The 23,656-nt window shown below is 69.9% G+C and carries 25 protein-coding genes and 1 riboswitch; of the genes, 14 read left to right on the top strand and 11 right to left on the bottom strand.

What is annotated here, in order from left to right:
• Nucleotides 1-34: 34 nt before the first annotated feature.
• From ACFXJ5_RS26435 to ACFXJ5_RS26410, 6 genes are all read left to right on the top strand, one after another.
• On the top strand, nucleotides 35-685 hold the full coding sequence (locus ACFXJ5_RS26435; RefSeq protein ID WP_384635859.1) for an alpha/beta family hydrolase: 651 nt from the start codon (nucleotides 35-37) through the stop codon (nucleotides 683-685).
• A 238-nt stretch (nucleotides 686-923) separates the two neighbouring features.
• The gene (locus ACFXJ5_RS26430) at nucleotides 924-1,568 is read left to right on the top strand and encodes a sigma-70 family RNA polymerase sigma factor (RefSeq protein WP_384635905.1); all 645 of its coding nucleotides are present in this window, start codon (nucleotides 924-926) and stop codon (nucleotides 1,566-1,568) included.
• Nucleotides 1,565-1,897 carry a mycothiol system anti-sigma-R factor gene (gene rsrA / locus ACFXJ5_RS26425; protein WP_384635857.1) on the top strand — a complete coding sequence of 111 codons (333 nt, stop codon included), beginning with the start codon at nucleotides 1,565-1,567 and terminating at the stop codon, nucleotides 1,895-1,897. The genes ACFXJ5_RS26430 and rsrA overlap by 4 nt, the downstream gene beginning before the upstream one ends.
• 205 nt (nucleotides 1,898-2,102) lie before the next feature.
• The gene (locus tag ACFXJ5_RS26420) at nucleotides 2,103-3,083 is read left to right on the top strand and encodes a tetratricopeptide repeat protein (protein ID WP_384635854.1); all 981 of its coding nucleotides are present in this window, start codon (nucleotides 2,103-2,105) and stop codon (nucleotides 3,081-3,083) included.
• Between the two features lie 76 nt (nucleotides 3,084-3,159).
• Nucleotides 3,160-3,804: a peptide deformylase gene (gene def, locus ACFXJ5_RS26415; protein ID WP_384635851.1), complete on the top strand. Its 645-nt coding sequence runs from the start codon at nucleotides 3,160-3,162 to the stop codon at nucleotides 3,802-3,804.
• A 31-nt stretch (nucleotides 3,805-3,835) separates the two neighbouring features.
• Complete coding sequence (locus ACFXJ5_RS26410; RefSeq protein WP_384635848.1) at nucleotides 3,836-4,579, top strand: sulfite exporter TauE/SafE family protein; 744 nt, start codon at nucleotides 3,836-3,838, stop codon at nucleotides 4,577-4,579.
• On the opposite strand, the gene ACFXJ5_RS26405 is transcribed toward ACFXJ5_RS26410, so the two are convergent.
• The 6 genes from ACFXJ5_RS26405 to ACFXJ5_RS26380 all read right to left on the bottom strand — a co-directional run bounded on the left by ACFXJ5_RS26405 (nucleotide 4,563) and on the right by ACFXJ5_RS26380 (nucleotide 9,836).
• Nucleotides 4,563-5,060 (bottom strand): GNAT family N-acetyltransferase, encoded by a 498-nt coding sequence (locus ACFXJ5_RS26405; protein WP_384635902.1) that lies wholly within the window; start codon nucleotides 5,058-5,060, stop codon nucleotides 4,563-4,565. The genes ACFXJ5_RS26410 and ACFXJ5_RS26405 overlap by 17 nt on opposite strands.
• A 165-nt stretch (nucleotides 5,061-5,225) precedes the next feature.
• A complete protein-coding gene (locus ACFXJ5_RS26400) occupies nucleotides 5,226-5,495 on the bottom strand; it encodes a DUF397 domain-containing protein (RefSeq protein ID WP_384635846.1) in 270 nt (89 codons plus the stop codon).
• A gap of 48 nt (nucleotides 5,496-5,543) precedes the next feature.
• Entirely contained in the window at nucleotides 5,544-6,563 is a 1,020-nt protein-coding gene (locus ACFXJ5_RS26395; protein ID WP_384635843.1) for a ribonucleotide-diphosphate reductase subunit beta, read from the bottom strand.
• A complete protein-coding gene (locus ACFXJ5_RS26390; RefSeq protein WP_384635840.1) occupies nucleotides 6,563-8,917 on the bottom strand; it encodes a ribonucleoside-diphosphate reductase subunit alpha in 2,355 nt (784 codons plus the stop codon). Before ACFXJ5_RS26390 ends, ACFXJ5_RS26395 begins: the two co-directional genes overlap by 1 nt.
• 144 nt (nucleotides 8,918-9,061) lie before the next feature.
• Nucleotides 9,062-9,136: riboswitch (cobalamin riboswitch) on the bottom strand.
• Between the two features lie 71 nt (nucleotides 9,137-9,207).
• On the bottom strand, nucleotides 9,208-9,429 hold the full coding sequence (locus tag ACFXJ5_RS26385) for a GNAT family N-acetyltransferase (protein WP_384635838.1): 222 nt from the start codon (nucleotides 9,427-9,429) through the stop codon (nucleotides 9,208-9,210).
• Nucleotides 9,430-9,677: 248 nt separating this feature from the next.
• Complete coding sequence (locus tag ACFXJ5_RS26380; protein WP_384635835.1) at nucleotides 9,678-9,836, bottom strand: hypothetical protein; 159 nt, start codon at nucleotides 9,834-9,836, stop codon at nucleotides 9,678-9,680.
• A gap of 92 nt (nucleotides 9,837-9,928) precedes the next feature.
• On the opposite strand from ACFXJ5_RS26380, the gene ACFXJ5_RS26375 reads away from it, so the two are divergent.
• On the top strand, nucleotides 9,929-10,900 hold the full coding sequence (locus tag ACFXJ5_RS26375; RefSeq protein WP_384635832.1) for a helix-turn-helix domain-containing protein: 972 nt from the start codon (nucleotides 9,929-9,931) through the stop codon (nucleotides 10,898-10,900).
• 16 nt (nucleotides 10,901-10,916) lie between these two features.
• On the opposite strand, the gene mctP is transcribed toward ACFXJ5_RS26375, so the two are convergent.
• The 3 genes from mctP to ACFXJ5_RS26360 form a co-directional block, all read right to left on the bottom strand.
• Complete coding sequence (mctP, locus tag ACFXJ5_RS26370) at nucleotides 10,917-12,548, bottom strand: monocarboxylate uptake permease MctP (protein ID WP_384635829.1); 1,632 nt, start codon at nucleotides 12,546-12,548, stop codon at nucleotides 10,917-10,919.
• The gene (locus ACFXJ5_RS26365; RefSeq protein ID WP_384635827.1) at nucleotides 12,545-12,802 is read right to left on the bottom strand and encodes a DUF3311 domain-containing protein; all 258 of its coding nucleotides are present in this window, start codon (nucleotides 12,800-12,802) and stop codon (nucleotides 12,545-12,547) included. Before ACFXJ5_RS26365 ends, mctP begins: the two co-directional genes overlap by 4 nt.
• Before the next feature lie 81 nt (nucleotides 12,803-12,883).
• Nucleotides 12,884-13,663: a GntR family transcriptional regulator gene (locus ACFXJ5_RS26360; RefSeq protein WP_384635824.1), complete on the bottom strand. Its 780-nt coding sequence runs from the start codon at nucleotides 13,661-13,663 to the stop codon at nucleotides 12,884-12,886.
• 190 nt (nucleotides 13,664-13,853) lie between these two features.
• Between ACFXJ5_RS26360 and ACFXJ5_RS26355 the strand changes: the two genes are divergently transcribed.
• From ACFXJ5_RS26355 to ACFXJ5_RS26330, 6 genes are all read left to right on the top strand, one after another.
• Nucleotides 13,854-15,137 carry an extracellular solute-binding protein gene (locus ACFXJ5_RS26355; protein WP_384635821.1) on the top strand — a complete coding sequence of 428 codons (1,284 nt, stop codon included), beginning with the start codon at nucleotides 13,854-13,856 and terminating at the stop codon, nucleotides 15,135-15,137.
• Nucleotides 15,138-15,181: 44 nt separating this feature from the next.
• A complete protein-coding gene (locus ACFXJ5_RS26350) occupies nucleotides 15,182-16,204 on the top strand; it encodes a carbohydrate ABC transporter permease (RefSeq protein ID WP_384635819.1) in 1,023 nt (340 codons plus the stop codon).
• Nucleotides 16,205-16,248: 44 nt separating this feature from the next.
• On the top strand, nucleotides 16,249-17,019 hold the full coding sequence (locus ACFXJ5_RS26345; protein ID WP_384635899.1) for a carbohydrate ABC transporter permease: 771 nt from the start codon (nucleotides 16,249-16,251) through the stop codon (nucleotides 17,017-17,019).
• Nucleotides 17,016-18,503: a glycoside hydrolase family 3 protein gene (locus ACFXJ5_RS26340; protein ID WP_384635816.1), complete on the top strand. Its 1,488-nt coding sequence runs from the start codon at nucleotides 17,016-17,018 to the stop codon at nucleotides 18,501-18,503. Before ACFXJ5_RS26345 ends, ACFXJ5_RS26340 begins: the two co-directional genes overlap by 4 nt.
• A 30-nt stretch (nucleotides 18,504-18,533) precedes the next feature.
• Nucleotides 18,534-19,604 (top strand): SIS domain-containing protein, encoded by a 1,071-nt coding sequence (locus ACFXJ5_RS26335; RefSeq protein ID WP_384635813.1) that lies wholly within the window; start codon nucleotides 18,534-18,536, stop codon nucleotides 19,602-19,604.
• 384 nt (nucleotides 19,605-19,988) lie between these two features.
• On the top strand, nucleotides 19,989-21,449 hold the full coding sequence (locus ACFXJ5_RS26330; protein WP_384635810.1) for a sensor histidine kinase: 1,461 nt from the start codon (nucleotides 19,989-19,991) through the stop codon (nucleotides 21,447-21,449).
• Between the two features lie 127 nt (nucleotides 21,450-21,576).
• Here ACFXJ5_RS26330 and ACFXJ5_RS26325 read toward each other — a convergent pair whose 3' ends face one another.
• Both ACFXJ5_RS26325 and ACFXJ5_RS26320 read right to left on the bottom strand, forming a co-directional pair.
• Nucleotides 21,577-21,834, bottom strand: coding sequence for a WhiB family transcriptional regulator (locus tag ACFXJ5_RS26325; RefSeq protein WP_018563321.1), 258 nt, complete (start codon nucleotides 21,832-21,834; stop codon nucleotides 21,577-21,579).
• 320 nt (nucleotides 21,835-22,154) lie between these two features.
• Complete coding sequence (locus tag ACFXJ5_RS26320; RefSeq protein WP_384635807.1) at nucleotides 22,155-23,126, bottom strand: diacylglycerol/lipid kinase family protein; 972 nt, start codon at nucleotides 23,124-23,126, stop codon at nucleotides 22,155-22,157.
• A gap of 92 nt (nucleotides 23,127-23,218) precedes the next feature.
• Here ACFXJ5_RS26320 and ACFXJ5_RS26315 point away from each other — a divergent pair, with 92 nt between their 5' ends.
• On the top strand, nucleotides 23,219-23,638 hold the full coding sequence (locus ACFXJ5_RS26315; protein WP_384635805.1) for a hypothetical protein: 420 nt from the start codon (nucleotides 23,219-23,221) through the stop codon (nucleotides 23,636-23,638).
• Nucleotides 23,639-23,656: the final 18 nt, after the last annotated feature.

Genomic DNA, 23,656 nt, shown 5'->3' with positions numbered 1-23,656 from the left:
GGCCCGTCGCCGGGTGCGGTGGGAGACTCGCGGCGTGAGCGAGATCGAGATCGAGACCGAGATCGTCGGGACGGCGGCGGGTGACGCCCGCATCACCTGGCACCGGTCGCGCAAGCCGCGCATCGTGCTGGCGGTCAGCCATGGGGCGGGGGGCGGGATCGGGGCGCGGGATCTGCAGGCGCTGGCGGCGGCCTTGCCGAGGCAGGGGATCGCCGTGGCGCTGGTGGAGCAGCCGTGGCGGGTGGCGGGGAAGCGGCTGGCGCCGGCGCCGAGGGTGCTGGACGCGGGGTGGCGGGAGGTGTGGCCGGCGCTGGCGAAGCCGGGGGTGCCGGTGGTGGCCGGAGGCCGTAGTGCGGGGGCGCGGGTGGCGTGCCGGACGGCGGAGGAGCTGGGCGCCCGCGCGGTGCTGGCGCTGGCCTTCCCGCTGCACCCGCCGGGCAAGCCGGAGAAGTCCCGGGCCGACGAGCTGCTCGCGCCGCTCGCCGCCGGGGTGCCGACCCTGGTCGTACAGGGCGGGCGCGACCCCTTCGGGCGCCCGGCGGAGTTCCCGGCCGGGCCGGAGCTGGTGGAGGTGCCGTACGCGGACCACGGCTTCGCGGTGCCGAAGTCGGCGGACATCACACAGGAGCAGGCCCTCACGCTGCTGACCGACGCCGTGGCGGAGTGGCTGGGCCGGGGGGAATGAGCGGCGGGCCGGGCGTGTTGTGCGGGACGTCGATACGTATACGTCTACGCACGAGTGAGGAAGGCAGAGCCGCATGGTTTCATCCGCATGCCAGCCCCGCGCCGAAGCGCCATATCTGTCGTGGCCGCAGTGGCCGGTAGGGGGCGCTGCGGTGGACGCGCCCGGCACGCCGATCTCCGGCGGGATATCCTCCGAAACGAGCGGGACCGGTTTTGGCCCCGTGACCGTTTTCGAGGAGGTGGGTCCGGTCACCGGCACCGAAGACAGCACGGCCGATGGTCCCCGGGAGTCGGAGGCCGAGCGCAGCGCGCGCTTCGAGCGTGACGCCCTGGAGTTCCTCGACCAGATGTACTCGGCCGCGCTGCGTATGACCCGCAATCCGGCCGATGCCGAGGACCTCGTGCAGGAGACGTACGCGAAGGCATACGCGTCCTTCCACCAGTTCCGTGAGGGTACGAACCTCAAGGCCTGGCTGTATCGCATCCTCACCAACAGCTTCATCAACACCTACCGCAAGAAGCAGCGTGAACCCCAGCGCAGCGGTACGGAGGAGATCGAGGACTGGCAGCTGGCGCGCGCCGAGTCGCACATGTCGACCGGACTGCGCTCGGCGGAATCCCAGGCGCTCGATCACCTGCCGGACTCCGATGTGAAGACGGCGCTGCAGACGATCCCGGAGGAGTTCCGGATCGCCGTGTATCTCGCCGACGTCGAGGGGTTTGCGTACAAGGAGATCGCCGACATCATGGGAACCCCCATCGGAACGGTGATGTCCCGTCTGCACCGGGGGCGGCGACAGCTGCGCTCGCTGCTTGAGGACTATGCGCGGGAACGCGGGCTCGTCCCGGCGGGCGCGGGAGATGAGAAGGGCTCGGGCACATGAGCTGCGGAAACCCGCATGAGACGGACTGCTCCGAAGTACTCGATCACCTATACGAGTATCTCGATGACGAGATGTCCGACGACGCCTGCAAGAAGTTCAAGCAGCACTTCGACGAATGCCGTCCCTGCCTGGAGAAGTACGGGCTGGAGGCGGCGGTGAAGAAGCTGGTCAAGCGGTGCTGCGGCCATGACGACGTGCCGTCGGACCTGCGTGCGAAGGTGCTCACCCGGATCGAGTTGATCAGGGCGGGCGAGATCGCGCCGGTACCGGAGCCGGCCGTGGAGGCCGGCGAGGCTTCCGGAGCCGCTACCGGATCGCACGCTCCGTAAGGCGCTGACCAGGCCCGTTGTTACCGTCCGGGCCGGAACCGGACGGTAAGGAGCGGCAGCCCCCGCAGGCATGGTTGGATGCCGCTGAGCGGCAGCATGTCGCTAAGCCGCCAAACCGACAAGCCCGGCAGTGTGTGGCAGCACACGGCCATGGCAAGAAGGATGGCAGAGGAAGCGCACCAACCGGACAGCGGCAGGCGGGACATTGAGGATCTTCAGCAGAGTACGGCACCGGCCCTCCGCCACCTGGCGGCAGGCGACCGACCGTGCCTTCACGCTGATCGGCGACGGGCGGTACGAGGACGCCGGCGCGCTGCTCACCCGTGCCGCCGACCTGGAGCCCTGGCTCTCGGAGTCCTGGTACAACCTGGCCCTGCTGCACAAGTTCCGGCACGACTGGGAGCAGGCCCGCACTGCGGGCCTGCGTGCTGTCGCCCTCCTGGACCGCGCCCCCGGCGCCCCCGACTGGTGGAACGTCGGCATCGCCGCCACCGCCCTGCAGGACTGGCCGCTGGCCCGCCGCGCCTGGCAGGCGTACGGCCTCCGGATGCCCGACGCGGTCGCTGAGGGCGAGCTGGAGATGGAGCTGGGCAGCGCCGCCGTCCGGCTCTCCCCGGAAGGCGAGGCCGAGGTCGTCTGGGGCCGCCGGCTCGACCCGGCCCGGATCGAGGTGCTGAGCATCCCGCTGCCGTCCTCCGGCCGCCGCTGGGGCGAGGTCGTCCTGCACGACGGCGTCCCGCACGGCGAGCGCGCCACCGCCGACGGCGCCTCGTACCCCGTCTTCGACGAGATCGAGCTCTGGGCGCCCTCCCCGGTGCCCACCTGGCTCGTACTCCTGGAAGCCGCCACCGAGGCCGACCGCGACGCCCTGGAGCGGCTCGCCGCCGACGCCGGGTTCGCCGCCGAGGACTGGTCGTCCTCCGTACGCCTGCTGTGTCGTACGTGCTCCGAGGGCCGTATGCAGACCGATGACGGGTCCGGCTCCGACTCGGCCCGCGACCCCCACGACCACAGCGAGCCCGGCCACCCGGGCCACCTCAGCCACCGCAGCGCCGGCACCCTCTGGGTCCCCGAGCGCGAATGCGGCATCGCCGCCCCGGACGGGCTGGTGCGCGGGCTGCTGGACGGCTGGGTCGCCGACAGCCCCGACACCCGGGACTGGCGCGACCTCGAAGAGGTCTGCTGACCGGTCCGCCGGCTGGCCCGTCACACGTACCCTTAATGGCTCCAGGACGAAGCCCCAGGAAGGCGTACGGCACACCATGTCGCAGCAGGACACCGAGCAGCACTACGAGCAGCCGACCGAGGCGCCGGGATACATCGACGATGTCACGGACGCCGAGGCCCGCGAGGAGGCCCACCGCGCCCGGGGCAGCGTCCGGCCCATCACCGTCGTCGGCAACCCCGTGCTCCACCACGCGTGCCGGCCCGTCACCGAGTTCGACGCCGACCTCGCCCAACTCATCGACGACATGTTCGCCAGCCAGCACGCCGCCGAGGGTGTCGGCCTCGCCGCCAACCAGATCGGCGTCGACCTGCGCGTCTTCGTCTACGACTGCCCCGACGACAACGGCGTCCGGCACACCGGCCACATCGTCAACCCCGTCCTCGACGAGCTTCCCCTCGAGGCGCGGGTGCTCGACGACGGCAACGAGGGCTGCCTGTCCGTCCCCGGCGCGTACGCGGAACTGCCGCGGCCCGACTACGCGAGCGTCCAGGGCCAGGACATGCACGGCAACCCGATCGCCGTCCAGGGCACCGGCTTCTTCGCCCGCTGCCTCCAGCACGAGACCGACCACCTCAACGGCTACCTCTACATCGACCGGCTCTCCAAGCGCGACCGCAAGGACGCGCTGCGGCAGATGGCCGAGCTGACCCCGGCCTACGAGACCGTCCCCAACGACTGAGCCCGCCGGGGCCCATGATGGGGTGGGGTCCGTGATCGGACTCAGCCCCCTGGAGATATCCGCCCTGCTCGCGGCCGCCCTGCTGGTGGGCTTCTCCAAGACCGCCATCAGCGGCGTCAGCGCCATCAGCGTCGCCCTCTTCGCCTCCGTACTGCCCGCGCGCGAGTCCACCGGCGCGCTGCTGCCGCTGCTGCTGGTCGGCGATGTGCTGGCCGTACGCGCCTATCGCCGCCACACCGACTGGCCCGTCCTCCTGCGGCTGCTGCCCTCGGTGGCGGTGGGTGTGCTGGTCGGGGCGGTGTTCGTGGCGCACGTCGACGACGTGGTCATGCGGCGTACGATCGGCGGCTTCCTGCTGGCCATGGCCGCCTACCACGTCTGGCGGCGCCGCCGTCCCGCGCGGGCCGACGAGACTCAACGCCCGCACCACGGCAGGGCCTTCGTCTTCGGCCTGCTGGCCGGCTTCACCACGATGGTCGCCAACGCGGGCGGCCCGGCGATGTCCCTCTACCTGCTGTCGTCCGGCTTCTCCATGCTCGGCTTCCTCGGCACGGGCGCCTGGTTCTTCTTCATCGTCAACCTCTTCAAGCTGCCCTTCAGCGTCGCCCTCGGGCTGATCGACACCCAGTCGCTGCTCCGCGATGCCTTCCTCGCCATCGCGGTCCTCGCCGGCGCCTTCATCGGCCGCGCCTGCGTCCACCGCATCGACCAGAAGCTCTTCGAGCGCCTGGTCCTGCTCTTCACGGTGCTGGCCAGCATCAACCTGCTCCGCTGAACCCTGCCTCCCACCGCACCTCGCCGTCCCGCCACCGGTCCGTCGGCGCCAGCCCCGCCGCCGCCGCGACGGCGGCCGACGCGACGTGATCCGGGTGCACATGGGCCACCACGGTCCGTACGCCCTGCTGCTCGGCGAGCCACCCGACCAGCGCCCCGGCCGCCTCCCTCGCGATGCCGCGCCCCTGCCAGGGGGTGCCGACGACCCAGGCGATCTCGGCCGTACGGGCGGTGGCGGTGACGGTGGCCTGGACCGTGCCGGTCAGGCAGTCCTCGGCGCGCAGCCGTACGACCCAGTTGAGCCACGTCACGGCGGGATCCGGCGAGCCGGCCACCAGCCGCTCGTAGCGCTCGCGCAGCGCCTGCGGGGTGGCCGGAGCGCCGCCGATGAAGGCGTGCAGGGCCGGGTCGGACAGCACGGCGGCCATCTCCTCCGCGTGCGCCACGCGCAGGGGGAGGAGATCCAGCCGCCGGGTGCGCAGGCTAGTGCCCCTCCCGGCAAGCTTTGCCCTGTCGCGCCGCCCAGCACGCACGCTCGCGGCGTTGGCCAAAAGTCCTGGTAGCTCCGCTACAAGGACTTCCGGCCGCCTTGCGATCGCACGCACCGGACGACGCTCCTTGACGGGCAAACATTGCCGGTCACGGCACTAGAGGTCGAACTCGCCGTCGATGGCACCGAGTTGGAACGCCTTCCACTCCGCGGCCGTGTAGCGCAGCACGGGGCCTTCCGGCTCCGCCGAATTCCGCATGGCGACGGCGCCACCCTCCAGGAAGGCCAACTCCACCTGCCCCTCGGCGGGGTCACCGCCGGCGCTCACCCACGTGACGCCGGAGATGTCCACCGCGTACAGCGCTTCCTTCTCCGCCTCCTTGCGCGCGGCGCGCTGCTCCTCTGTCTCCTGCGTCTGGTCCGTCACGCCGTGATCCTCCCCGTCCAGTGGCACGTAAACGCCAGCGTAGACCGATCAGAAGTCGTCGTCGAAGGAGACCGAACCTTCGACGGCGACCTGGTATGCGGAGGCGCGGCGCTCGAAGAAGTTGGTCAGCTCCTGGACGTTCTGGAGCTCCATGAAGGAGAAGGGGTTCTCGGAGCCGTAGCGGGCTGGGAGGCCGAGGCGGACGAGGCGCTGGTCGGCGACGCACTGGAGGTACTCGCGCATGGACTCGGTGTTCATGCCGGGGAGGCCCTCGCCGCAGAGGTCGTGGGCGAACTGGAGCTCGGCCTCGACGGCCTCGTCGAGCATGGCGGTGACCTCCTTGGCCATGTCGTCGTCGAAGAGGTCGGGCTCTTCTTGTCGGACGGTGTCGACCACCTGGAATGCGAAGGCCATGTGGGCACTTTCATCGCGGAACACCCAGTTGGTGCCGGTGGCGAGGCCGTGCAGCAGGCCGCGGGAGCGGAACCAGTAGACGTAGGCGAAGGCGCCGTAGAAGAACAGGCCCTCGATGCAGGCCGCGAAGCAGATCAGGTTGAGGAGGAAGCGGCGGCGGTCGGCCTTGGACTGGAGGGAGTCCAGCTTCTCGACCTCGTTGATCCACTTGAAGCAGAACTGGGCCTTCTCGCGGATGGAGGGGATGTTCTCGACGGCGTCGAAGGCTGCGACGCGCTCGTCCGGGTCGGGGAGGTAAGTGTCCAGGAGGGTCAGATAGAACTGGACGTGGACGGCTTCCTCGAAGAGCTGGCGGGAGAGATAGAGCCGCGCCTCGGGGGAGTTGATGTGCTTGTAGAGGGTGAGGACCAGGTTGTTGGCCACGATCGAGTCGCCGGTGGCGAAGAAGGCGACCAGGCGGCCGATCATGTGCTGTTCGCCGGGGGAGAGCTTGGCGAGGTCGGCCACGTCGGAGTGGAGGTCGACCTCCTCCACGGTCCAGGTGTTCTTGATGGCGTCGCGGTAGCGCTCGTAGAAGTCCGGGTAGCGCATCGGACGCAGGGTCAGTTCGAAGCCCGGGTCGAGCAGGTGCTTGGTCTGGGTGGGGTTGGACATTACTGGCAGGCCTCGCAGGACTCGGGGTTTTCCAGGGAGCAGGCGATCGCGTCGGCGTCGGGGGCCGCTTGCTGTTCGGGGATGGGTGCGGCCGCGCGGGCCGACTGCGCGATGCGGGTCGCCGGGCGGGAGCGCAGGTAGTACGTCGTCTTCAGGCCCTGCTTCCAGGCGTACGCGTACATCGAGCTGAGCTTGCCGATGGTCGGGGTCTCGAGGAAGAGGTTCAGGGACTGCGACTGGTCCAGGTACGGCGTGCGGGCCGCCGCCATGTCGATCAGGCCGCGCTGCGGGATCTCCCAGGCGGTGCGGTACAGCGCGCGGACGTCCGCCGGGATCCAGTTGAAGCCCGCCACCGAGCCGCTCGCCTCGCGCAGTGCCTCGCGGGACTGGGCGTCCCAGACGCCGAGCTTCTTCAGGTCCTCCACCAGGTAGGCGTTGACCTGGAGGAACTCACCGCTGAGCGTTTCGCGCTTGAAGAGGTTGGAGACCTGGGGCTCGATGCACTCGTACACGCCGGCGATGGAGGCGATGGTCGCGGTCGGGGCGATGGCGAGGAGGAGGGAGTTGCGCATGCCGACCTTGGCGATACGGACCCGGAGGGCGTCCCAGCGCTCGGGCCAGGTCGGGGTCACGCCGTAGTGGTCGGGGTGCAGGACGCCGCGTGCCGTGCGGGTCTTCTCCCAGGCGGGGAGGGGGCTGTTGCGTTCGGCGAGGTCTGCCGAGGCCTCGTACGCGGCGAGCATGATGCGCTCGGAGATACGGGTCGACAGGGCCTTCGCCTCAGGTGAGTCGAAGGGCAGGCGCAGTTTGAAGAAGACGTCCTGGAGGCCCATCGCGCCCAGGCCGACCGGGCGCCACTTGGCGTTGGAGCGGCCCGCCTCGTCGGTCGGGTAGAAGTTGATGTCGACGACGCGGTCGAGGAAGGTGACGGCCGTGCGGACCGTCTCGTCCAGGCGCTCCCAGTCGATGGAGCCGTCGGCGACGAAGGAGCCGAGGTTGACCGAGCCCAGGTTGCAGACGGCCGTCTCCCGGTCGTCCGTCACCTCCAGGATCTCGGTGCACAGGTTCGAGGAGTGGACGACCGAGCCCGGCTCGGCGGTCTGGTTGGCCGTGCGGTTCGAGGCGTCTTTGAAGGCCATCCAGCCCTGGCCTGTCTGGGCCAGAGTGCGCATCATCCGGCCGTACAAGTCCCGTGCTGGGATGGTCTTCTGGGCCAGGCCGGCCGCCTCGGCCTTGCGGTAGGCGGCGTCGAAATCGTCGCCCCAGAGGTCCACGAGTTCCGGAACGTCGGCGGGGGAGAAGAGCGACCAGGTGCCGCCGGTGTCGACGCGGCGCATGAACTCGTCGGGGATCCAGTGCGCCAGGTTGAGGTTGTGCGTACGGCGCGCGTCCTCGCCCGTGTTGTCGCGCAGCTCCAGGAACTCCTCGATGTCGGAGTGCCAGGTCTCCAGGTAGACGGCCGCGGCGCCTTTGCGCCGGCCGCCCTGGTTCACCGCGGCGACCGAGGCATCGAGGGTCTTGAGGAAGGGGACGATGCCGTTGGAGTGGCCGTTGGTGCCCCGGATGAGGGAGCCGCGGGCGCGGATGCGGCTGTACGAGAGGCCGATGCCGCCGGCGTGCTTCGACAGGCGGGCGACCTGGTGGTAGCGGTCGTAGATGGAGTCCAGCTCGTCCAGCGGCGAGTCCAGCAGGTAGCAGGACGACATCTGGGGGTGCCGGGTGCCGGAGTTGAAGAGGGTGGGGGAGCTGGGGAGGTAGTCCAGGCGGCTCATCAGACCGTAGAGCGCGGCGACCTCGTCCAGCGCGCGCCCCGTGTGATCTTCGGCCAGGCCGGCGGCGACGCGCAGCAGGAAGTGCTGCGGGGTCTCGATGACCTGGCGGGTGATCGGGTGCCGCAGCAGGTAGCGGCTGTGCAGGGTGCGCAGGCCGAAGTAGCCGAAGCGGTCGTCGGCCGACGTGTCGATGAGGGCGTCGAGGCGGGCGGCGTGGGTGCGTACGAACTCGGCGGTGCCGTCGGCGATCAGGCCTTCGCGGTGGCCGACGGCGACCGAGGTGGTGAAGGAGGTGACGCCTTCGCCGGCCGCCTCGTCGGCGATGGCGCGGGTCAGCAGCCGGGCGGCGAGCCGCGAGTACTGCGGGTCGTCGGAGATGAGGCCGGCGGCGGCCTCGGTGGCCAGCGCCCGCAGCTCAGCCCCGTCAGCCCGGGCACTGCGGCCGCGCAGCGCGGCGGCGGCCACCCGACCGGGGTCGGTGTCGGGGAGGTCGGCGGTCAATTCCGTCAGGGTGCGCAGCAGGGCGGTGCCGGCTGATGCGTGGTCCGCGGATGCGACGGGTGCGGCGGGCGCGATGGTCACGTGTGCTCTCTCCCTCGTACGGCGGCCGCGCGAGGGAATGGCAGGGCGCACGCGGGCATGCTGCGGCCGCGTCCACCGGCCCAATCCGCGAGGCCCGGACATGACGGCACCCGGGAAGCGTTCTCGGGTGCGCTGCCGGCAGGCGGCCGGACTGTGCGGGCACGCCGAAGAGGGCCCGTTCACCGTTGCGGGGCAGCTCCGGATTCACACCGGATTCCCCTGCGGTGGCAGCGGTGTTGAGCATACATGTAGTGGTGCCTGGGGTTGGCACCCCCAGATGTTGTGTCTCGTTACAACTCTATGGAATACGCGTGCAGGTCGATGCCGGGCACCGGGGTCCAGTCGCGCTCGGGAAGGCGTTCGAAGCCGAGCCGCCGGTACAGCCGGTGGGCGGTGTGCATCTCCTGCCCCGTGGAAATGACGATCCGGGACATCCCCAGCTCCCGTGCCCGGCTGACGCAGGCCCGCACCAGCGCCTCGGCCGCGCTCCGGCCCTGGAAGCGAGGGTCCACGCCGAGCATGCGCCGGCCAGGGCCCAGCCCTCGCCGTCCCGGGCCAGCTCGGTGTAGACCGAACCCGGGGTGACGAAGGCGACGCTGCCGAGTATGTCGCCGGCCGGGCTGGCCGCGATCAGCAGCTCGGTGTGCTCGGCGCGATGTGCGGCGTTCCGCAGGTGTTCCAGGTAGGTGTCGCCGTCGGGGAGCACGGCTTCGTACGCGCGTGCCGTGAGGTCCCCGACGGCTGCCAGGTCCTCGGGGCGTCAGGCCACGATCCCCCACTCCTGGCGGGCGGCCTCGGCTGCCCGGGCCGCCCGCAGTTGGCGGTCGATCCGGCGCTCGTGGGCCAGACCCACCAGGGAGGGGGCGGCCAGGACGACGAAGAGGGCGATGACGGTGGCGAGTGCGAGGTAGGTGTCCATGCATCCAATGTGCTCGCCGTGAGGCCGGACCGGGAGTGGCAGGACTGACGTAGTACCTCGATATCCTGCCAAAGGTCTGCGATGCTGGACCCATGCTGAAAAACGTGGCCGTGGTGCTGCTGGACGGCGTGGCGCCCTTCGAACTCGGTGTCGTCTGCGAGGTGTTCGGCGTGGACCGCAGCGAGCAGGGCCTGCCGGTCTACGATTTCGCGGTGGTCGCCGCGGAGCCCGGCCCGTTGCGTACGCAGGCCGGCTTCACCATCGACACGCCGTACGGCCTGGACCGCCTCGAAGAGGCCGACCTGGTCGCCGTCCCGGCCGGCCACACCTACGGCGACCGGGAGTTTCCGCCCGCCCTGCTGGACGCCCTGAACCGCGCGGTCGACCGGGGCGCCCGGGTCCTCAGTGTCTGCTCCGGCGCCTTCGTGCTCGCGGCGGCCGGGCTCCTGGACGGGCGGGCCTGCACCACCCACTGGCGGCACAGCGACCACCTCGCCCTCCGCTACCCGCTCGCCAAGGTCGAGCCGGACGTCCTGTACGTCGACGCCGACCCGGTGATCACCTCGGCCGGCACCGCCGCCGGCATCGACGCGTGCCTGCACCTCGTCCGTAAGGAGCAGGGCAGCGACGTCGCCACCGCGATCGCCCGCCGTATGGTCGTGCCGCCGCACCGGGAGGGCGGCCAGGCGCAGTACATCGAGCGGCCGGTGCCGCACGGCCGCTGCGACACGGTGGGGGACGTACTGGGGTGGATGGAGCGGCACCTCGACCGCGAGGTCACGGTCGAGGAGCTGGCCGCCCGGGCGCACATGTCGCCGCGTACGTTCGCCCGGCGCTTCCAGCAGGAGACCGGGACGACGCCGTACCGCTGGCTGCTGGGGCAGCGGGTGCTGCTCGCCAGGGAGCTGCTGGAGGGGACGGACGACACGGTCGACGCGATCGCCACCCGGGCGGGGTTCGGGAACGCGGCGACGTTGCGGCACCACTTCGGGCGCTGGGTCGGTACGACGCCGCAGGCCTACCGGCGCACGTTCCAGGTGCCGGTCCCGGAGATGCGCCGATAGGCCTGCGAGCGAACCGCTAGGCGGTCGCTGTCACCGGCAGGTCCGGCTCCACGCCCGGTTCGCCGGAGTCGGCGGTGTAGTCGGAGGGCGCGGTCTCGTCGATGCCGTCGGGGGTCTTCAGGGCCCGGAAGGCGAAGGTCAGGACGATGGCGACGACGGCGTTCAGGATGAATGCCGTGAGGCCGATGTAGCCGATCTGGCCGATGACGGGGATGGTGTCGGAGGAGCCGCCGAAGTGCTTCTGGGTGAAGCTGGCGACCCCGTACGCCTTCCAGGTGCCGTAGGCCATGCCGACGGCCCAGCCGGCCAGCAGCGCCCAGCGGTGGAACCAGCGGGTGAAGAGGCCGCCGACCAGGGCGGGGAAGGTCTGGAGGATCCAGATGCCGCCCAGGAGCTGGAAGTTGATGGCGACCGTCTTGTCCATGGTGAGGACGAAGACCAGGGCACCGACCTTGACCACCAGCGAGACGATCTTGCTGACCTTGGTCTGCTGCTCGGGAGTGGCGTCGGGCTTCAGGAAGTCCTTGTAGATGTTCCGCGTGAAGAGGTTCGCCGCCGCGATCGACATGATCGCCGCCGGGACCAGCGCGCCGATCCCGATGGCAGCGAAGGCGACCCCCGCGAACCACGACGGGAACATGTTCTCGAAGAGCTGCGGGATCGCCAGCTGGCCGTTGTAGCCGACGACGCCCTTTCCGACGCCGCTCGCCAGCGCCATGAAGCCGAGCATGGCCAGCAGGCCGAGCATCAGCGAGTACAGCGGCAGCACCGTCGTGTTGCGGCGGATCACATTGCGGCTCCGGCCGGACAGCACGGCCGTCACCGAGTGCGGGTACATGAACAGCGCGAGGGCCGAGCCGAGTGCCAGCGTCCCGTACGCCCATTGCGCCGTCTCGGGCGGTGCCAGCGCGCCGCGTGCCTTGCCCGTCGTCGGGTTGACCTGGGAGTACGCGCTGCTCGCCTTGGCGAAGATGCTGTCGAAGCCGCCGAGCCGGTACGGGATGTAGATGATCGCCACCGCGATGACGATGTAGATCAGGGCGTCCTTGACGAAGGCGATCAGCGCGGGCGCCCGCAGCCCCGAGGAGTAGGTGTACGCGGCCAGCACGCCGAAGGCGATGAGCAGCGGCAGGTCCTTGACGAACCAGTTGTCCGAGGAGCCGCCGCCGACGCCCATGACGTCCAGCACCGCCTGGATGCCGACCAGTTGGAGCGCGATGTACGGCATCGTGGCGAGGATGCCGGTGATCGCCACCGCGAGGGAGAGCCCCTTGGAGCCGAAGCGGCCGCGGACGAAGTCCGAGGTGGTCACGTATCCGTGCTTGTGGGAGACCGACCACAGCCTCGGCAGGAAGGTGAAGATCAGCGGGTAGACCAGGATGGTGTAGGGCACGGCGAAGAAGCCGGCCGAGCCCGCCGCGTAGACCGCCGCCGGGACGGCCACGAAGGTGTACGCGGTGTACAGGTCGCCGCCGAGCAGGAACCAGGTGACCCAGGAGCCGAACGAGCGGCCACCCAGTCCCCATTCGTCGAGGTGGAGGGCGTTCTCGGCCTTGCGCCAGCGCGCGGCGAGGAAGCCCATGACCGTGACGGCCAGGAAGAAGAAGATGAAGACGCCGAGCGCGACGCCGTTCACGCCGTCCTTCATGCCGAACCCCCCTTGCGTGCGCGCTCCTCACGGCGGACCAGCACGTACGCCGTGTAGGTCAGCGCGGACGAGATGAACACCCAGAGCATCTGGTACCAGTAGAAGAACGGGATACCGATGAACTCGGGCGTCAGCCTGGCGTACGAGCCGACCCACAGCATCGCGACGAACGGTATGACAAGACACAAGCCGGCGATCACGCGCGTCGGCGTGACGACCGGCAAGCGGTCGGAAGTTCCTGGTGAATCGGACATTGCTGGGGCTCCGTCCCTCTGCGCCGGCTCTCTCATTCTGTGTAACGCGCAGGAAATCTAGGGCAGAGATCAACGGTCCGTCTACGGGCGCTGCAGCCTGGCGACGAATTTGTACCGGTCGCCCCGATATACCGAGCGCACCCACTCCACCGGCTCACCCGTCGTGTCGATGGAGTGCCGGGACAGCATCAGCATCGGCAGCCCGACATCCGTACCCAGCAGCCCGGCCTCGCGCGGGGTGGCCAGCGAGGTCTCGATGGTCTCCTCCGCTTCTGCGAGGCGTACGTCGTAAACCTCCGCCAGCGCGGTGTAGAGCGAGGAGTACTTGGCCAGGCTGCGGCGCAGCGCCGGGAAGCGCTTGGCCGAGAGGTGGGTGGTCTCGATGGCCATGGGCTCGCTGTTGGCCAGCCGCAGCCGCTCGATGCGCAGCACGCGCCCGCCGGGCTTCATGTCGAGCAGTTCGGCGAGCCGGTCGTCGGCGGTGATGTAGCCGATGTCGAGCAGCTGGGAAGTCGGTTCCAGGCCCTGGGCGCGCATGTCCTCGGTGTACGAGGTGAGTTGGAGCGCCTGGGAAACCTTGGGCTTGGCGACGAAGGTGCCCTTGCCCTGGATACGCTCGAGTCGGCCCTCGACGACCAATTCCTGCAGCGCCTGCCGTACGGTCGTACGGGAGGTGTCGAAGTCGGCGGCCAGGGTGCGTTCGGGCGGCACGGGTGAACCGGGCGGCATGGTCTGGGTCAGGTCGAGCAGATGGCGCTTGAGCCGGTAGTACTTGGGCACACGCGCGGTCCGCCCGGCGGTCGTCGCCGCGTTCTCCGGGCCGTCCAGGACCTGTGCGTCGGTCTCGCCGTCGCTCTGCATGCTTCCTCCGTTACGAGTCAAACCCACATCGTGGCACGGGCCGTGCCCCACGTGCGGCGTAGGCCCAGGTGTCGGTCCGGTAACGGACTCGCCAGGGGTTCTTATACACCCTTGACACCCCTAAAGGTCTAGGCCAAGCTCTCGACCACTGGTCTACACCACTTGGTACCACGGCCCTGGGGAGGGTGTTGTGAAGCGCAAGCTGATCGCGGCGATCGGTGTCGCGACAATGGTCGCCGGCGTTGCGGCCTGCGGTTCGGACAAGGGATCCGACAAGGCCGCGTCGCCCACGTCGATCACGGTATGGCTGACGGTCGACGCACAGAACAACTGGCCTGATCTGGTCAAGCAGGCTGACGCGGCGCTGAAGAAGGCGCACCCCGGGGTGACGGTCAAGCACGAGTACTACGCCTGGGGCGACAAGAACACCAAGTTCGACGCGGTGCTGGCCTCGGACAAGGCCCCCGACGTGATCGAGATGGGCAACACCGAGATGCTCGGCTACGAGATCAAGGGTGCCTTCGCCGAGCTCGACCCGTCGAAGTTCGACAACTCGTCCGCCTGGCTCGACGGCCTCAAGGCCTCGGGCTCGTACAACGGCAAGACCTACGGCGTCCCGTACTACGCCGGCGCCCGCGTGGCCACCTGGCGCACGGACATCGCCGCCGCGGCCGGGGTCAAGACGGTCCCGACCACATACACCGAGCTGACCGCCGACCTGGACAAGATCCAGAAGAAGGAAGGCGCGAAGTTCAGCGCCTGGTACCAGCCCTCCCGTGACTGGTACGCGGCCATGTCCTTCGTCTACGACGCCGGCGGCGCCATCGCCACCGACAGCGGCGGCGGCACCTTCAAGGCGAGCCTGTCCAGCGCCGAGTCCGTCAAGGGCCTGACCGCCTGGAAGACCGCCCTCGGCAAGTACATGCACGGCGACCTCACCAAGGACGAGTCGGACCGCTACATCGTCTTCGGCCAGGGCAAGTCCGCGCTGATCTACGGCGCGAGCTGGGAAGGCGGCGCGGCCGCGGACCCGAAGGTCGACAAGACCGGCGGCAAGCTCAAGACCGACCTGGCCCAGTTCGTCTTCCCGGGCCCGTCCGGCAAGAACATGCCGGTCTTCCTGGGCGGCTCCGACCTCGCCGTACCGGTCAAGTCCAAGGCGCAGGACCTGGCCTCCGAGTGGATCAACGACTTCAGCGGCACGTCCGGCCAGAAGATCCTGATCAGCAAGGGCAACCTGCCCAACAACAAGACCCAGCTCGCCCCTCTCAAGTCCGCCGAGGCCACCAAGGCCACCGCGACCGCCGCCGAGAGCAGCTGGTTCATCCCCGCCGCCGCAGGCTGGAGCAAGGTCGAGAAGGCACAGATCCTCCAGGACATGCTGCAGTCCATCGCCACCGGCAAGAAGACGGTCGCGCAGGCGACCAAGGACGCCGACACCGCGATCGACGCGGTTATCAACAGCACCAACTGAGGCCGGGCTGACGGAACCGAAGACGGATCGCTGAGGAGCACGTGATGAGTGCCGCCGAGACCACCACCCCAAAGGTGCCGCCGACGCGGCACTCATCACCGCCCCCGGGCACCGGGCCGGGATCCGGCGTCGAGCCGGCCCCTGCGCCAAGACCGGGCAAGCGCCGCGGGGGCCCCAGGGCCGGCAGCGCCGTGCCCTGGGCGCTGCTCGCCCCCACGATGCTGGTGCTCGGCCTCGTCATGGGCTATCCCCTCGTACGACTGGTCACCCTGTCCTTCCAGCAGTTCGGGCAGCCCCAGTTGTGGGGGTTCAAGCCCGCCGAATGGACCGGGCTCGCCAACTACACCTCGATCCTCGGGGACGGCGAGTTCTGGCAGGTCGTCTGGCGGACCGTGTGGTTCGCGGGCGGGGCGGTGGTGCTCACCCTCGTGCTGGGGATGCTGATCGCGCTGCTGCTGCAGCGGGTGTCCCCGTGGGTGAAGACCCTGGTGAACATCGCGCTGGTGGCCAGCTGGGCCATGCCCATCATCGTCGCCGTCACCGTCTTCAAGTGGATGTTCGACAGTGACTACGGCGTCCTCAACTGGCTGATCAGCAAGCTGCCAGGGGTCGACTACACCGGCCACAACTGGTTCGCCACCGGCCCGCAGGGCCTCACCGTCATCATGCTGCTGGTCGTCTGGGGCGCGGTGCCGTTCGTCGCCATCACCCTCGGCGCGGGCCTCACCCAGGTTCCCAAGGAGCTGGAGGAGGCCGCCCGCCTCGACGGCGCCGGGCCGCTGGGCATCTTCCGCTACGTCACGCTGCCGATCCTCAAGCCGATCATCGTGATGCTGACGACGCTCTCGGTGATCTGGGACATGGGCGTCTTCCCGCAGGTCTACCTGATGCGCGGCGGCCACCCCGAGCCCGAGTTCCAGCTGCTCACCACGTACTCGTACACCAAGGCCTTCGTCGTCAACGACTACGGCGGCGGCTCGGCCATCGCCGTGATCACCGTGGCCCTGCTGCTGGGTGTGGTGGCCGTCTACATGCGCCAGATGCTGAAGATCGGAGAGGTCGAGTGAAGACGAGCCGGCTCGGCTACAACGCTCTGGGACTGCTGGTCTTCATGACCATCGGCTTCCCCGTCTACTGGATGCTCAACACGGCCTTCAAGCCGTCCAAGGACGCCATCGACCCCACCCCGCACTTCATCCCGTGGCCCATGTCGCTGGAGAACTTCCGGCGGGCGCTCAGCATTTCCGACTTCTGGGGCCCGGTCGGCCGCAGCCTGATCGTGTCGCTGAGCACGGTCGGCATCGGTCTGGTGGTCGGCCTGCTGGCGGCGCTGGCGATCTCCCGCTTCGCCTTCCGGGGCCGGAAGATCGTGATCGTGGGCATCCTCGCGGTGCAGATGGTGCCGCTGGTCGCCATGATCATCCCGGTGTTCCTGCTGCTCAACGACCTTGGCCAGTACGACAAGCTGCCGGGTCTGATCCTCACGTACCTGACCTTCATCCTGCCCTTCACGGTCTGGACGCTGCGCGGCTTCATCGTCAACATCCCCAAGGAGCTGGAGGAGGCGGCCATGGTCGACGGCTGCAGCCGCACCGGCGCCTTCGTCCGCGTGGTCTTCCCGCTGCTTGCCCCCGGCCTGGTCGCCACCTCCATCTACGGATTCATCCAGGCCTGGAACGAGTATCTGTACGCGCTGATGCTGCTGAGCCAGCAGCATCAGACCGCGACGGTCTGGCTGAGCAACTTCACCACCCAGCACGGCACCGAGTACGCGCCGATGATGGCCGGTTCCACGATGATGGCGATCCCCGTGGTCATCCTGTTCCTGCTGGTCCAGCGCAAGATGGCCGCCGGCCTCACCGCCGGGGCGGTGAAGGGATGACCGACCTCGTGACGACCGACACGATCACGCGGGACGCGCTCGCGGTCCTCCAGCCCGGCTTCCAGGGCACGACCGCCCCCGAGTGGCTGCTCCGGCGGCTCGATGAAGGCCTCGGCTCCGTGGCCCTGTTCTCCCGAAACATCGAGTCGCCGGAGCAGCTGGCCAAGCTCACCGCCCAGCTGCGCGACGTACGCCCCGACGTGCTGGTCGCCGCCGACGAGGAGGGCGGCGACGTCACACGCCTCGAGGCCCGGGGCGGCTCGTCCTTCCCCGGCAACCTCGCCCTCGGCGCGGTCGACGACGCCGAGCTGACCCGCTCCGTCGCCGCCGAACTCGGCCGCCGCCTCGCCGCCTGCGGGGTCAACTTCAACTGGGCGCCCTCCGCCGACGTCAACTCCGACCCGGACAACCCCGTCATCGGCGTACGCTCCTTCGGCGCCGAGGCCTGGCGCGTCGCCCGGCACACGGCCGCCTACATCGAGGGCCTGCAGTCGGCCGGCGTCGCGGCCTGCACCAAGCACTTCCCCGGCCACGGCGACACCGCCGTCGACTCCCACCACGCCCTCCCGCGCGTCGACGTGCCGATGGCCACGCTGCGCACGCGCGAGCTGATGCCCTTCCGGGCGGCCGTCGCGGTCGGCACCAAGGCCGTCATGAGCGCCCACATCGTCGTCCCGGCGATCGACCCCGACCACCCCGGCACGCTCAGCCGGGCCGTACTGACCGGGCTGCTGCGCGAAGAGCTCGGCTACGACGGCCTCATCGTCACCGACGGCATCGAGATGCGGGCGATCGCCGACACGTACGGCATCGAGCGCGGCACTGTCCTCGCCCTGGCCGCCGGGGCCGACGCCATCTGCGTCGGCGGGGGACTGTCCGACGAGGAGACTGTGGTCGCCCTGCGCGACGCGATCGTACGGGCGGTACGGATCGGCGACCTCCCCGAGCAGCGGCTGGCGGAGGCCGCCGCCCGGGTCCGCGAGCTGGCCGAGTGGACCGCCACCGCCGCCGCCGTGCCCCTGCCGGCCCCGGACTTCGAGGTCGGCCTCACCGCCGCCCGCCGCGCCCTGCGGGTGATCCGCACCGAGGGGTACGTACCGGTCAAGGCGCCGCCGTACGTCGCCGCCTTCACGCCGGTCGCCAACATCGCGGTCGGGGACGTCACGCCGTGGGGCGTCGCGGCCGAGCTCGAGCGGCTGCTCCCGGGCACGGTGACGGGAAGTTTTCGGGAAGACGACGCTTTGACGGCAAATGTGCTGCGTCTGGCGGCTGACCGTAGGATCGTCGCTGTGGTTCGCGACGTCCACCGTTACCCCTGGATGGCCACAGCCCTCGGCGCCCTGATCGCCGCCCGGCCCGACACGGTCGTGGTGGAGATGGGGGTGCCGCAGGCCCTGCCCTCCGGCGCGCTGCACATCGCGACCCATGGCGCGGCCCGCGTGTGCGGGCAGGCGGCCGCGGAGGTCATCGCCGGCCGGGAGTGATCGCACGACCCAGTAACGGAGGCAGCACGAATGTCCGACCCGAATCCGGCCCTGCCCGTCCACACACCGGGTCGGATCATGTCCGGCGAGATGGCCGAGCAGCCCGCGGTACTCCGTCGCATTCTCGAAGAGGGCGCGCCCCACATCCGCGAGGTCGCCGAGCGGATCGCCGCCCGCAACCCGCGCTTCGTGCTCCTCTCCGCACGCGGCACCTCGGACAACGCCGCGCTCTACGCGAAGTACCTCATCGAGGTGCTGCTGGGTAAGCCGGCCGGTCTGTCGTCGATGTCGACGACCACGGCGTACGGCGCCAAGCCCGACCTGACGGACGTCCTGGTCATCACGGTCAGCCAGTCCGGCGGCTCACCCGATCTGGTCGCCTCCACCCAGGCCGCCCGCGAGGCCGGCGCGATCACCCTGGCGGTGACCAACAACCCGGACTCGCCGCTGGCGGAGGTCTCCGAGTTCCACATCGACGTCCTGGCCGGCCCTGAGAAGGCGCTCCCGGCGACCAAGACGTACACGGCGGAGCTGCTGTCCCTCTACCTGTTCGTCGAGGGCTTGCGGGGCGGTGACGGCAATCCCGCGAAGATCCTCCCCGAGCTGGCTGAGCAGATCCTCGCCCGCCAGGCCGAGGTCAAGGCCCTCGCCGCCCGCTACCGCTTCGCCGACCGGCTCGTCCTCACCTCGCGGGGCTACGGCTACCCGACGGCCAAGGAAGCCGCCCTCAAGCTGATGGAGACCAGCTACATCCCGGCGCTGTCCTTCTCGGGCGCCGACCTCCTGCACGGCCCGCTCGCCATGGTCGACAACGTCTCCCCGGTCATCGCCATCGTCACGGAAGGCAAGGGCGGCCAGGCCCTCCAGCCCGTCCTGGACCGCCTCCGCGGACGCGGCGCCGACCTCGTCGTCATCGGCAACCGCGAATCCGTCGAGGCCGCCTCCGCGGGCTTCGTTCTGCCCACCGAAGGCGTCGCCGAAGAGGTGCAGCCCATCCTGGAGATCCTGCCCCTCCAAATGCTCGCGTACGAGGTCACCATCGCCCGCGGCCAGGACCCCGACGCCCCCCGCGCCCTCGCCAAGGTCACCGAGACCCGCTGAGTGCCGGGCCGGGACCGTCAGGCCCCGTAAACGCACTTCGGGCCGCGGCGCCGGGACGGGACCCTCAACCCGTCCGGCACCGCAGCCCGGAGCTGCCGTCGGACCGTGGCGCGCGAGGTGTGCGGTTCCTCGCGGGCCCGTAGGGCCGACCGTGAGACCGGGGCGCAGTCAGGGCAGAGAGCGCCGGGGCCTCGCTCCGTCCTCCTGTGCGGGGAGGACGGAAGTCAATAGGAGTTGTCTGATTCAATTCTGGACTAGACCACTCGTCGCTGTCCACAAAATCCAGGGAACAACGCAGTCAGATCATAAGCTGTTCAACCCCCGCGTGGGGACTGGATGTGAGCGCTTGCCATGAGCGCGGGTACGCTCACATGTGTGCCCTCCATGAACGATCTCGTACACCAGCACACAGCACTCGATGATTCCGATCTCGAATGGCTGCACCTGCTGGTTTCGGAGTGGCAGTTGCTCTCCGACCTCTCCTTCGCGGACCTGGTTCTCTGGGTCCCGACCCGCGACGGCACCCGCTATGTCTCGGTGGCACAGATGCGCCCGAACACCGGGCCCACCTCCTACCAGGACGACATGGTCGGCCACCTGGTTCCGCGCGGCCGCCGGCCGATGCTGGACGCCGCGCTGGACGAGGGGCGCATCGTACGGGAGGGGGACCCGGAGTGGCGCGAGGAGGTGCCGGTACGGGTCGAGTCGATCCCCGTACGGCGTGAGGGCCGGGTCCTCGGGGTGATCGCCCGCAACACCAATCTGCTGACCGTACGGACGCCGAGCCGGCTCGAACTGACCTATCTCCAGAGCGCGTCCGACCTGGCACAGATGATCGCCGCCGGGTCCTTCCCCTTCCCGGCCGAGCAGATCGACATGGACGCCTCGCCGCGCGCCGGTGACGGCCTGATCCGGCTGGACGCGGACGGCGTGGTCCAGTACGCCAGCCCCAACGCGCTCTCCGCCTATCACCGCCTGGGCCTGGCCACCGACCTCGTCGGCCATCACCTGGGGGAGACGACCGCCGACCTCGCCCCGGCGCGCGGCCCGGTCCACGAGGGGCTGGTGAAGCTCGCGAGCGGCTGGGCGCCGCGCGAGACGGAAGTCGAGGGCAACGGCGGGGTGATCCAGATGCGGGCGATCCCGCTCAGCCCGAAGGGCAACCGGATCGGCTCGCTCGTCCTGCTCCGCGACGTGACCGAACTGCGCCGCCGAGAGCGGGAGTTGATCACCAAGGACGCGACCATCCGGGAGATCCACCACCGGGTGAAGAACAACCTTCAGACGGTCGCGGCCCTGTTGCGCCTCCAAGCCCGCCGGATCGACTCCGACAAGGGGCGTGAGGCCCTGGAGGAGGCGGTCCGCCGGGTCGGCTCGATCGCGATCGTGCACGAGACGCTGTCGCAGAACCTGGACGAGCGCGTCGAGTTCGACGAGATCGCCGACCGGGTGCTCGCCATGGTCGCCGAGATCTCGCCCGGCAGGGTCGTCACCCGCCGCAGCGGCCGCTTCGGCATCCTCACCGCCGAGGTCGCCACTCCGCTGTCCATGGTGCTGACCGAGCTGCTGCAAAACGCCCTGGAGCACGGCTTCGGCCCCGGCGAACAGGGCACCGTCGAGGTGACCGCCACCCGCGGGCCCGCCCCGGAGGACGGCCAGCTGACGATCACCGTGCGGGACGACGGGCGCGGCCTCCCCGACGGCTTCGAGCCGCAGACCGCGGGCAACCTGGGCCTGCAGATCGTACGGACCCTGGTGGTCGGCGAGTTGGGCGGCACCTTCGACATGGTGCCCGCCGAGGGCCGCGGCACTCAGGTCGTGCTCGAACTGCCGCTGGAGGCCTAGACAGCAAGAAGCCCCGGCTGCTCGGAGGAGCAACCGGGGTTCTGCGTCATACGTAGAGCTGTTTAAAGCTGGGTGCTGCGCGTATTAGGAGGTGCTGCGCGCTGCGGCTCGGGGGTAAGCGGGCGCGTCAGGCGCTGGCGTTACGGGCGCGGTTGCGGGCGGCGCGGCGCTTCATCGCGCGACGCTCGTCCTCGCTGAGTCCGCCCCAGACGCCGGCGTCCTGGCCGGTCTCCAGCGCCCACTGCAGGCACTGCTCCATGACGGGGCAGCGACGGCAGACGGCCTTGGCTTCCTCGATCTGCAGCAGCGCAGGACCGGTGTTGCCGATGGGGAAGAAGAGCTCGGGGTCTTCCTCGCGGCAAACGGCGTTGTGACGCCAGTCCATGGCTGCTCCATCTCCTTGTGTTGCATACAGGTTGCTTGTGAATGTGAACGCTTTCACGAATCCCCCGACACTGACACGGGACATCGCCCAGTCTCCTGGTGCGGTCCCGCTGGAGTGTTGGTGTGGATTCGGGCTCTCAAGGGGGCTCCGCTGAGGAGCCGTCCCGATCGCCAAGAAGAGACTCGCAAACCTGGGCTGCGGATACAACCCCTTCCGGAAACTTTTTTTTGATTCCTCGGTGTCGACTAGGTCACAGCCGTACTTCCATGGGGTGTGGGGCAGTCTAAACGTTCGAGTAAAAGGAATGTAAGTCGTTCTGCTTACACAATCACACGCAGTGCACGGCGTACGCCTGTGAAGGTTGCGCTCGTACGCAGCCCCAGGTGGTCTCCGTCCACCTGGAACGGCAGTGGCGCCTGGGAATGCAAGGTGAAGTCGGTCAGGTCGTGCAGGGAGGTGGCGTGCTTGCCGTGCGGCCCGCGTTCCGGGGTCGAACGCAGCAGCTGGGTGGCGTAGCGGGCCACGGCGGGGGTGGAGAGCTTCGACAGGGCGAGCACGTCGAGCCCCGTGTCGAAGGATGCCTGGGGCGATGCGTAGACCGGGCGGTTGCCCAGGAAGGTCCACGGCGAGGTGTTGCAGATGATCGCGAGGATCAGATCGGTGACCGGGTCCGCGTCCGGGCGCTCCAGGATGATCCCGCCGCCGGTGCGGCGGTTGGGCTCGGCCAGGAACTGCCGGAGGACCTGGCGTATATAGAGGGCGTGGGTTGACTTCCTGCCGTGCTCACGCTGCTGTTCCACCCGGCCGACCACGCCCGCGTCGAAGCCGAAGCCGGCGCAGAAGGTGAACCAGCGCGACGGCACGCCCTCGTCCTCGCTGCCCGGGGTGCCGCTGACCAGACCGAGGCCGACGGTGCGCGAGGTGCGGTCGCGCAGCGCGTCGAGAACGGCGCCGGTGGCCTCCACGGCGTCGTTCGGCAGGCCGAGGGCGCGCGCGAAGACATTGGTCGAGCCGCCGGGCACCACCGCGAGCTTGGGCAACCGCTCCGGGTCGGGGCCGTGGTGCAGCAGGCCGTTGACCACCTCGTTGACCGTACCGTCGCCGCCGAGCGCGACGACCAGCTCGATCTCGCCGCCCTCCGCCGCCTGGCGGGCCAGATCCCTGGCATGGCCGCGGTACGCGGTGGCGACGACCTCCAGCTTCAGATCACTGGCCAGCGCGTGCGCGAGCACGTCACGCGTCCGCGCGCTGGTAGTAGTGGCGGCAGGGTTGACCACAAGGAGAGCGCGCATGCCCGCCAGCGTACCTACCGGGCGGTACCGCCCGCTGCGGGGCGTCGGCCCCGGCTCCCGGCGGCCGGGCCCGGGCGGGCTACCCTGCTGGGGTGAGTGGTGAGCAGAGTTCAGCCGGGAAGCGCCGCACGCCGCGACTGACGGCGGCCGCCGCGGTCGCCGCCGCCGAGGGCGCCGCACTGGCCGCCTGGGGCGTCGCGATGCTGGTGCTCGGCCTGATCGGTTCCCCGGACAGCCCGCAGCAGGCGGAGGCCGGCGGGCTGACCGTCCTGGCGCTGGCGGCGATGCCGCTGGCGGCCGCGTACGGGCTGTGGCACGCGCGGCGGTGGAGCCGCGGGCCGGCGCTGATCATCCAGCTGGTGGCGCTGCCGGTCGCCTGGACGATGAGCCAGAGCGGCGGCCCGATGATCGTGGCGGGCGCCGCGCTGGGCGCCGCCGCCGTGGCCGAGCTGGTGCTGCTCGTCCACCCGGCGGCGACGGACGCGCTGGGCATCGGGCGCACGGCCCAGTAGTCCTTCTTCTTGGCCTGC

It is taken from the genome of Streptomyces sp. NPDC059373 (assembly GCF_042751495.1).
Lineage (GTDB): Bacteria > Actinomycetota > Actinomycetes > Streptomycetales > Streptomycetaceae > Actinacidiphila.
Note: the sequence above shows the minus strand (reverse complement) of the source record. Positions and strands in the feature narration are given on the sequence as shown.